Raw genomic sequence first — 8,998 nt, 5'->3', positions numbered from 1 at the left:
GTTTGACCGATTTATATCCGAAGGTTGATACGAGTTTGTTACTGGCGGGAGTCTTTTTGCATGACATAGGAAAAGTCCGCGAACTGGGTTACGAGAACGAATTCATTTATACAGATGAAGGCCAGTTATTAGGTCACTTGATTATTGGTGTTGAGATGTTGACTGAAAAGATCAACGCCTATCAGGAGATGACAGGAGAATCGTTTCCGCGAGATGCCGAACTACGTTTGAAACACATGATTGTCAGCCATCATGGTACCTATGAATTTGGTAGTGCCCGCTTGCCGATGACACCAGAGGCAATTGCTTTACATCATCTCGATAATCTGGATGCCAAAGTCAATGAATTCGCGCGGTTCATCGATGACGATCTGAATTCCACATCAAGTTGGACACCATATTCGCCTCGCTTGCAACGAAAATTATTTAAGGGAATGACCGAGGATTAAGGTGATGCCCGATTTTGAGAAGACAATTCTCGAGTATGTAACCAGGCCCGGTTATACGCCTGTGCGTGAAAAATCGCTGTTGAAAAAAGTGGGAGGTTCCAAATCATCGTCCTCAGAATTTGAGCAGGCGATGCAAAATCTGCGTAGCAGAAAGGATATCCTGATATCGGATTCCGGCTTGATTCGCCCTGTTAAAAAAGAGTCCTGGATTGCCGGGATGATTAAGAAAACCAACTCGGGTGCCGGCTATCTCATTCCCCACCATAAACCTGATGAGATTGCGCATGACCAGCGTCATGCCGGAGATCTCTATATTTCAGAACGTGACTTGGGAGACGCCCAGACGGGCGATGAAGTGTATGCGACGGTGATCAATCGCCGCCGCAGTGGTGGACAGCTTTGCGGTCGTGTTGTGGAGATTATTGAGCGCGCATCGACGACTTTTGTTGGAACGTATTTTGAAACCCAGGGCGAGGGTTACGTCCATGTGGATGGCAAGATCTTCAATTCGCCTATTCATGTGGGAGATCCGGGGGCAAAAGGAGTTAGCCCTGAAGATAAAGTAGTCATTGACATTTTGCACTTTCCATCGAAAAACTATCTTGGTCGAGGTGTGATTTCCAAAGTACTGGGTCCGCATGGGAAACCGGGTGTTGATCTGCTTTCCATCATTTACGAGTTTGGGATTCCACTGGAATTCCCGGAAGAAGTTCTCGAAGAAGCACGCGAGCAGGCCAGTTTGTTTGACGAGAAAAAACTGGGCAACCGTCGGGATTTGACCAAAGAGACCATCGTGACGATCGATCCGGTCGATGCGCGCGACTTTGATGATGCCATTTCTTTGAGTCGAACAGAAAAAGGCCACTGGTTGCTGGGTGTGCATATTGCAGACGTGGCTCATTTTGTAAAAGAGGGTTCGGTCCTCGATCGCGAAGCCAAAAGTCGTGGAACCAGCGTCTATTTACCTGGTCGTGTGATTCCGATGATACCTGAGATTGTTTCTAACGGACTGGCAAGTCTGCAGGAAGGTCAGGTCCGTTTTACCAAGTCTGCCTTTATCGAATTCACTGCAGAAGGAATTCCGGTTCATACGGAATTCGTCAATTCTGCAATCAAAGTGACACAGCGATTTTCTTATGAGCAAGTGATGCCTCTTGTTGAGGGGCGTGATCAGGAAGGTGCTCAAGTTTCTGGTCATGTTCGTGATTTGCTGAAAAACATGCATCATCTGGCAATGATTCTCCGCGGCCGCCGATTTTCGTCAGGTGCATTAGAATTACACATTTCCGAAGTCAAACTCACATTTGATGACAAACATCGAGTCAGCGGGGCAGTTGAACGTGAGCATGATGAAAGTCATCAGATCATTGAAGAATTTATGCTGGCGGCAAACATCGCTGTGGCAGAAGCTTTTAATGACCGGGGGTTGCGTTTTTTGAGGCGCGTGCATCCCTCACCGGAAGCACCTCGGCAGTTAGCATTTGCCGAATTCGTAAATGCCTTGGGATATACGCTTAAAAAGGCACAAAGCCGTAAGGATCTGCAAAAAATAGTAGAGGAAGTACACGGGACACCCGTGGAACAGGCTATCAATTATGCATTATTGCGCAGCTTGAAGCAGGCCGAGTATACTGATGAAGAGCTCGGCCATTATGCATTGGCGGTCGATCATTATTGCCATTTTACCAGTCCCATCAGGCGTTACCCCGATCTAACAATTCATCGAATGATTGATGAAATTCTGGAGCGACCGGATAAGGGAAAAGGGCAAAGCCCACAGGGTTTGAGGCAACTGGGAAAAGAACTTTCCCTGCGCGAACGACGTGCAGAATCTGCAGAACGAGAATTAACCAAAGTAAAACTGCTGACGTGGATGATCGACAACGATATCAAAACTCTTCAGACGATGATTACCGGAGTCGAAACCTTTGGCCTCTTTTGCAGAGGGACGGATGTTCCGGTTGAGGGACTGTTGCATATCAGCCGACTGGGAAAACATGACTATTTTCGACAGGAAGTTGCCAAATTCAGCATTGTTGGCGAGCGAACCGGACAGGAGTATCGAATTGGGGATTACCTGACAGTCGAAGTGGAAAAGATTGACCTTGATCGTCGGGAGCTGGATTTTCGTCTGCCTCATTCCTCCAAAGCAAAGAAGTCTTCTACCGAGAAACCAACTGAGAAACCAACTGAGAAACCAACCTATCAGGGGAAGAAGTCGACCAAGTCTGCGCCAAAAGCCAAGTCAAACGAAAAAAAGAAGAAGAGTCGCAAGGCAAAATCTCTGCGCGATAAAAAGAAAAAGAGAAAATAATCGTAATTAGAAATGAGAAGCGTAGATGGTTTTCGAACTGTCCGATATTAAATAATACTGCTAGTCGAGTGAGAGTGTGCTTCCTATAGTATCAAACCTGTGCAATGGAGTATTTGTGATCCATTGAAACAGGAAGTATTGTTCTGAATCAGAGTAAAATGTCCGATATTTTTAAATGGGGTTCACTTTCTAATTGAGTGAAGATTGATGTTCGAGGGTGGAGAAATATAATAACTTATGGTGGCATCAATTAGTCGATTGATTCTCTCTCGGATACTAAATAAATACACGATGAGGGGCTAAGCATTGTCTCTCGGGAAAAAGTTAATATCACATTTCGATTCACTGGATCTCCTCCGGGTAACCGGGCGAGAGCTTGAATATGGTGACAAAATTGGCTGAAAAACAGCAATCATCTCCGTCAACAGGCGGTAAGTCCGCCACAAAATGGATAATGACTCTACTATCCTCATCCATTGGTCAAAAGTTCGTGATGGGTATTACGGGCCTTTTACTGTGTGGCTTTCTGGTAGTGCATTTGGCGGGTAATCTGCTGGTTTACGTGGGTGCAGACGCTTATAATGGGTATGCTGATAAGTTGCATAGCATGATGCTTCTCCCCGTTGCAGAGACCGGGTTGTTTCTGCTCTTGTTTGCACACATGGCACTCGCATTTAAGTTAACACGAGATAATGAGCGTGCGCGACATATCAGCTATCAGGAGCCCCAGAGTAAGATTGAGGAAAAGCCGTCTGTGTTCAGCCAAACACCGATGGGAAATACCAGTGGCTGGATGTTTTTATCGGGGTCGATCATTCTGGGTTTTTTAGTCTGGCACATGATTGATATGAAATTGCAGCTCAATCCGACTGTTGATTACGATGGTAAGAAACCGTACGGCATTATCGTTGATGTTCTTGGTAGCTACATCAGCGCTCCTATTTATATTGTAGGAACGATTGTTCTCGGTTTTCATTTATCGCATGGGTTTTCGAGCGCGTTTCAGTCATTGGGTTTGAATCATCCCAAGTACACTCCCTTGATTAAAAAACTCGCGATCATATTTGCACTAGTGATTGCCGTTGGATTTGTCAGCTTACCCCTCTGGGGATTTTTTATACGTTGAAAATATCATCGTGAATGTGTTTGTTGTCAGAGATTATTTCACAGTTCAACTGATTTCGTTTTGAAGGTTGATATCATGGCCGATACGGCTAATACGGTTTTTAATTCTCGTGTTCCTGATGGCCCCATGGCTGAGAAATGGGATCGCTGCAAGCAGGAAATGAAGCTGGTCAATCCGGCAAATAAACGGAAGAAAAAAATCATCGTTGTCGGAACCGGTCTGGCAGGTGCTTCCGCTGCTGCCTCTCTGGCAGAATTGGGTTATCAGGTCGAATCGTTCTGTTTTCAAGATTCCCCGCGGCGGGCGCACAGTATTGCCGCTCAAGGGGGGATTAATGCAGCGAAAAACTATCCCAACGATGGTGATAGTGTCTGGCGGCTCTTCTACGATACCGTTAAAGGTGGCGATTATCGCAGCCGTGAAGCGAACGTGCATCGACTGGCTCAGGTCAGCAATAATATTATTGATCAATGTACGGCTCAGGGTGTTCCATTTGCCCGCGATTATGGCGGATTACTATCAAACCGTTCGTTTGGTGGCGCGCAAGTTTCTCGTACCTTCTATGCACGCGGTCAGACCGGGCAGCAGTTACTGCTGGGTGCTTACAGCGCATTGATGCGACAAGTGGGTACGGGACGTGTCAAGTTATTTCCACGTCGGGAAATGCTGGATCTGGTTGTCGTCGATGGTGTCGCGCGTGGGATCATTGTCAGGAATTTGATCACTGGCGAGTTTGAAAAATATTCTGCAGATTGCGTATTGCTCTGCACGGGAGGCTACTCAAGCGCCTTTTATCTTTCCACGAATGCAAAAGGTTCCAATGTAACGGCTGCCTGGCGTTGTCATAAACGGGGTGCTTACTTTGCGAATCCCTGTTACACTCAGATTCATCCTACCTGCATTCCCGTCAGTGGCGATTATCAGTCTAAGCTGACTCTGATGAGCGAAAGCTTGCGAAACGATGGTCGCGTTTGGGTGCCTGGTGGGCAAGGCGATCAAAGGCGAGGGAACCAGATTCCCGATGCCGAACGTGATTATTACCTGGAGCGCCGTTATCCTGCGTTTGGAAATCTGGTACCTCGTGACGTCGCCTCTCGGGCAGCTAAGGAACGTTGCGATGCAGGCTATGGTGTGGGTTCAACTCAACAGGCTGTATTTCTTGATTTTCGCGATGCCATTGCCCGCGATGGAAGGCATGCTATAGAAGCAAAATATGGTAATCTGTTCCACATGTATGCAAAAATTACGGGGGAAGACCCTTATCAGGTTCCGATGAGAATTTATCCAGCCGTGCATTATACTATGGGAGGGCTCTGGGTCGATTATCAATTGCAAAGTTCGATTCCGGGTCTGTTTGTTCTGGGTGAAGCGAATTTCTCAGATCATGGTGCGAACCGATTGGGAGCATCCGCTCTGATGCAGGGGCTTGCAGACGGCTATTTTGTAGCCCCTTATACGACGAGTAACTTTCTTGGCTCGCAAAATTTGCCTGATGTCTCGACAGACGACGAAGCCTTTACAGAAGCAATGGCTAATGCACAGGATCGAAATTCCAAAATTCTAGGTGTTCAGGGTACGCGTTCTTCTGACAGTATTCACCGGGAATTAGGACATATTCTCTGGGATCATTGTGGAATGTCTCGTGAAAGCCAGGGGCTGGAATTGGCGATGGGTAAAATTAGTGACCTGCGAGATGAGTTCTGGTCCAGCATCAAAGTGCTCGGGCAGGGTGAGCAACTTAATCAGAATCTCGAACATGCGGGCCGCCTGGCTGACTTCCTGGAATTTGGTGAGTTGATGGTACGTGACGCGCTGGTACGAGAAGAATCTTGCGGTGGTCATTTCCGCGAAGAACATCAGACAAAAGACAACGAAGCATTACGTGATGACGAAAATTTCAGTCATGTTTCGGCCTGGGAGTTCACCGGGGTCGGAAATGAGCCTGTTGAACATCGTGAGCAATTAGAATTTATCGAAGTACCTCTGGCTACGAGGAGTTATAAATAATGAGCGAGACTCTGGATCTGACGCTCAAAGTATGGCGACAGCCTGGACCTGATGCTTCAGGTCGTTATGTCGAATACAAGCTAACCGAGATTTCCACTCACATGTCGTTTCTGGAAATGTTGGATGTTCTGAATGAGCAGTTGAATGAAAAAGGCGAAGAAATGGTCGCCTTTGACCATGATTGCCGTGAAGGAATTTGTGGCATGTGCAGCCTGATGATCAATGGTCAGGCGCATGGCCCCGATTCTGGAACGACCACCTGCCAGTTGCATATGCGGCGATTTAAGAACGGTGATACGATAGTAGTCGAACCCTGGCGCGCCAGGGCATTTCCGGTCCTTCGTGATTTAGTCGTTGATCGCAGTGCCTTCGATCGTATTATCCAGGAAGGTGGGTTTATTTCAGCGAATACCGGCAGTGCCCCGGATGCCAACTCGGTACCGATTCCCGCGCCGGTTCAAGAAACCGCGATGGATGCTGCTGCCTGCATTGGCTGTGGTGCCTGTGTTGCCGCCTGTAAAAATGCATCAGCAATGCTGTTTGTTTCGGCGAAAGTTTCGCATTTATCCACACTGCCTCAAGGCAAACCGGAACGGGATTCCCGGGTGCAGAGTATGGTGGCTCAGATGGATCTGGAAGGGTTCGGAAATTGTACGAATACTGAGGAATGTCAGGCTGCCTGTCCTGCCGAAATTTCCGTTTCGAATATCGCCCGTTTGAACCGAGAGTTTCTGCGTGCCCAGCTTTGCTCCAAAGAATAATCGAGTTTACTCGTTTCCCAATATTGCGAGGTTTCCTGATGGGGAACTTCGCTTTTTTTTGCGCGGAGAGTTTTGGATTTTTTAGATTCTCATTGCTTGATGATTGCGTGATTGAACGTGAACTTCCACAATGGAGCAGTCTTATATTGTATCCAGAAAATAGTTTGCCATTCACCAGATGATAAGAGAGAAATTACGTGTCTGATTCAATGTTATATACTGCCTGTCATCAATGGCATGTTGATCATGGCGGTCGCATGGTTGATTTTGCGGGTTGGGAAATGCCCCTTTTGTATTCCAACATCACCGCCGAGCATCATGCCGTGCGAAAATCAGCAGGTTTATTTGATATCGCTCATATGGGTCGGCTGTTTTTTACAGGCCCCGATGCGTGTCGATTTTTGGATACGTTGCTGACGAACAATGTGGAATCGCTCAAGCCGGGGCAGATTCGGTATTCTCTGGTTACGAATGAATCAGGGGGAATTCTGGATGATGTGCTTGTTTATCGTTTCACCGATTTTTATATGCTGGTGGTCAATGCATCCAACCGGTTAAAGATTGTGGATTGGATTGAGAAACAACGACAGGGATTTGATGTTCAGATTGAAGATCTGACGAGTGAAAAATTTATGCTGGCTTTACAGGGGCCGGAATCACTGGGCATTTTGAATCCACTGGCAGAGGCAGATCTGAGTGAGATTAAATATTATTTCGGCTTAGAAACTCAGGTATTGGGTGTGGATGCGCTTGTCAGTCGGACTGGCTATACCGGCGAAGATGGTTTTGAAGTGGTGCTTGATCAATCTCAGGGGATGCTGCTTTGGGAACGTTTGATTTCCGAAGGTGAGTCAGCCGGGTTAATTGCGGCAGGTTTAGGCTGTCGAGATACTTTAAGGCTGGAAGCAGCGATGCCCCTTTATGGGCATGAGTTGGATGAGCAAACCGATCCGTTTACCGCTGGTCTGAATTTCGCTGTCAAATTACAAGGCACTGATTTTATTGGGAAGGAATCATTGATTGCAGCGAAAGCACGCGAAGACCGGAAAGTCCGCGTGGGATTTACAATGGAGGGCAAGCGAGCTGCCCGTGAAGGCTGCCTGCTGTATGAGGGGGATCAGCAGATGGGAGCCGTCACGTCGGGATCGTTTTCGCCTACGCTTGATATGCCGATTGGAATGGCTTATGTCGACGCTTCATTTGCAGAGCCGGGTCAGATACTGGAAGCCGACATTCGGGGCAAACGAATTGCTGTGAAAGTCGCCACGCTTCCATTCTATAAACGCGAGCGTTGATAACGCTATTTCGAGATTCAGCAATTTTGAGACTCAACAGGGTAATCTTCTCGAACGCGTTAGTTGGCTTTGTGACTGACATGATCAGTATCAGCGAGGACTTCCTTAGCAACATCCTGCACGAAGTTGTCGATCTGTTTTTTCTCTTTCGCAGGTGCTGGAGCGCCTGCATTCATTCCGACCCCTGGTGTCTTGATAAAGGACGGAGCCATGTCGATGATGGCACCCCAGTAGCTTGTAAAGACCGGATATTTAAGGTCCGGGTTTTGCTCCTGGTAGTCATCCATTTTTTGAAGCAGCAAATTGTGTGCGATTCTGGGATGACGGTGGTGTGGACCATGTACGAAGATATCAAAATTAAAATAGGTGCACCATTTAGTGATGAAATTGGAGCCGACGACAGTGCGTGTTCCCAGCATGGGATCGTAGCTGCTCATTCCCAGGTGTTCGGTAAACTTACGGGTGTTTTGATAAATTCCAGCCAGATAATGAGGCAGAAACCAGACGCGTACTAAGTCCCAGATCATACCAAAGTAAGCACAAGTCCCAATAACCGATCCCCAGAAGAAGACCATAAAAGCATATTCATACCGAATGGCAGATCTTAGTTTGGGGTCTTTGATCGGCGTCTCTTTGTTCCAGAAAATACGGCCATAAATGAAGGGTGCCATAAACAGGCCCATAAGAAGGTCAAACCAGATAAAAACTCTGCGAAAACCTAGCGAAGTATTCGGGTCTGAATAAGGCCATAGCTCCCAGTCACTCGGTTTATTCAAGTAGGCGTGATGACGAATATGGCTTTCGCGATAGATTGTGTATGGGACAAACATCGCAGTTCCGAGTATGCGTCCCAGCCAGATGCTGGCATTTTTTGAGCCAGAAAGAGTGTGGTGTGAGCATTCGTGGAAGCAACTGGTCCAGCAGAACAGACAATAAGAGGTGAAGAGTGTCCAGAGAATTTGCCAGCCAATGGCATTCGATGGCCAGTAAACCGCCAGGCACCAAAGTCCCACAAGTCCCATCGGTAAGAATAAAAACCGGGGAAT

Annotated in this window: 7 protein-coding genes; 6 read left to right on the top strand and 1 reads right to left on the bottom strand. The window is 47.2% G+C overall.

Annotated elements, in window-relative coordinates; translation table 11 throughout:
* The 6 genes from Q0668_RS15735 to gcvT form a co-directional block, all read left to right on the top strand.
* Positions 1-449, top strand: a 449-nt coding sequence (locus tag Q0668_RS15735) for an HD domain-containing protein (RefSeq protein WP_298866372.1), incomplete at its 5' end; no start/stop codon positions are given.
* 4 nt (positions 450-453) lie between these two features.
* The gene (rnr, locus tag Q0668_RS15730; RefSeq protein WP_298866370.1) at positions 454-2,763 is read left to right on the top strand and encodes a ribonuclease R; all 2,310 of its coding nucleotides are present in this window, start codon (positions 454-456) and stop codon (positions 2,761-2,763) included.
* Between the two features lie 382 nt (positions 2,764-3,145).
* Complete coding sequence (locus Q0668_RS15725) at positions 3,146-3,889, top strand: succinate dehydrogenase cytochrome b subunit (protein WP_298866369.1); 744 nt, start codon at positions 3,146-3,148, stop codon at positions 3,887-3,889.
* A gap of 75 nt (positions 3,890-3,964) precedes the next feature.
* Entirely contained in the window at positions 3,965-5,896 is a 1,932-nt protein-coding gene (locus Q0668_RS15720; protein ID WP_298866367.1) for a fumarate reductase/succinate dehydrogenase flavoprotein subunit, read from the top strand.
* Positions 5,896-6,657, top strand: a complete 762-nt coding sequence (locus tag Q0668_RS15715) for a succinate dehydrogenase/fumarate reductase iron-sulfur subunit (protein ID WP_298866365.1) — start codon at positions 5,896-5,898, stop codon at positions 6,655-6,657. The genes Q0668_RS15720 and Q0668_RS15715 overlap by 1 nt, the downstream gene beginning before the upstream one ends.
* Positions 6,658-6,854: 197 nt before the next feature.
* Entirely contained in the window at positions 6,855-7,952 is a 1,098-nt protein-coding gene (gene gcvT, locus Q0668_RS15710) for a glycine cleavage system aminomethyltransferase GcvT (protein WP_298866363.1), read from the top strand.
* A gap of 59 nt (positions 7,953-8,011) precedes the next feature.
* Here gcvT and Q0668_RS15705 read toward each other — a convergent pair.
* Positions 8,012-8,998: fatty acid desaturase (locus Q0668_RS15705; RefSeq protein ID WP_298866361.1), on the bottom strand; the 987-nt coding region annotated here is incomplete at its 5' end.

Source organism: uncultured Gimesia sp., assembly GCF_937910335.1.
Taxonomy (GTDB): domain Bacteria; phylum Planctomycetota; class Planctomycetia; order Planctomycetales; family Planctomycetaceae; genus Gimesia.
This window is presented reverse-complemented; position numbering and strand designations above follow the sequence as displayed.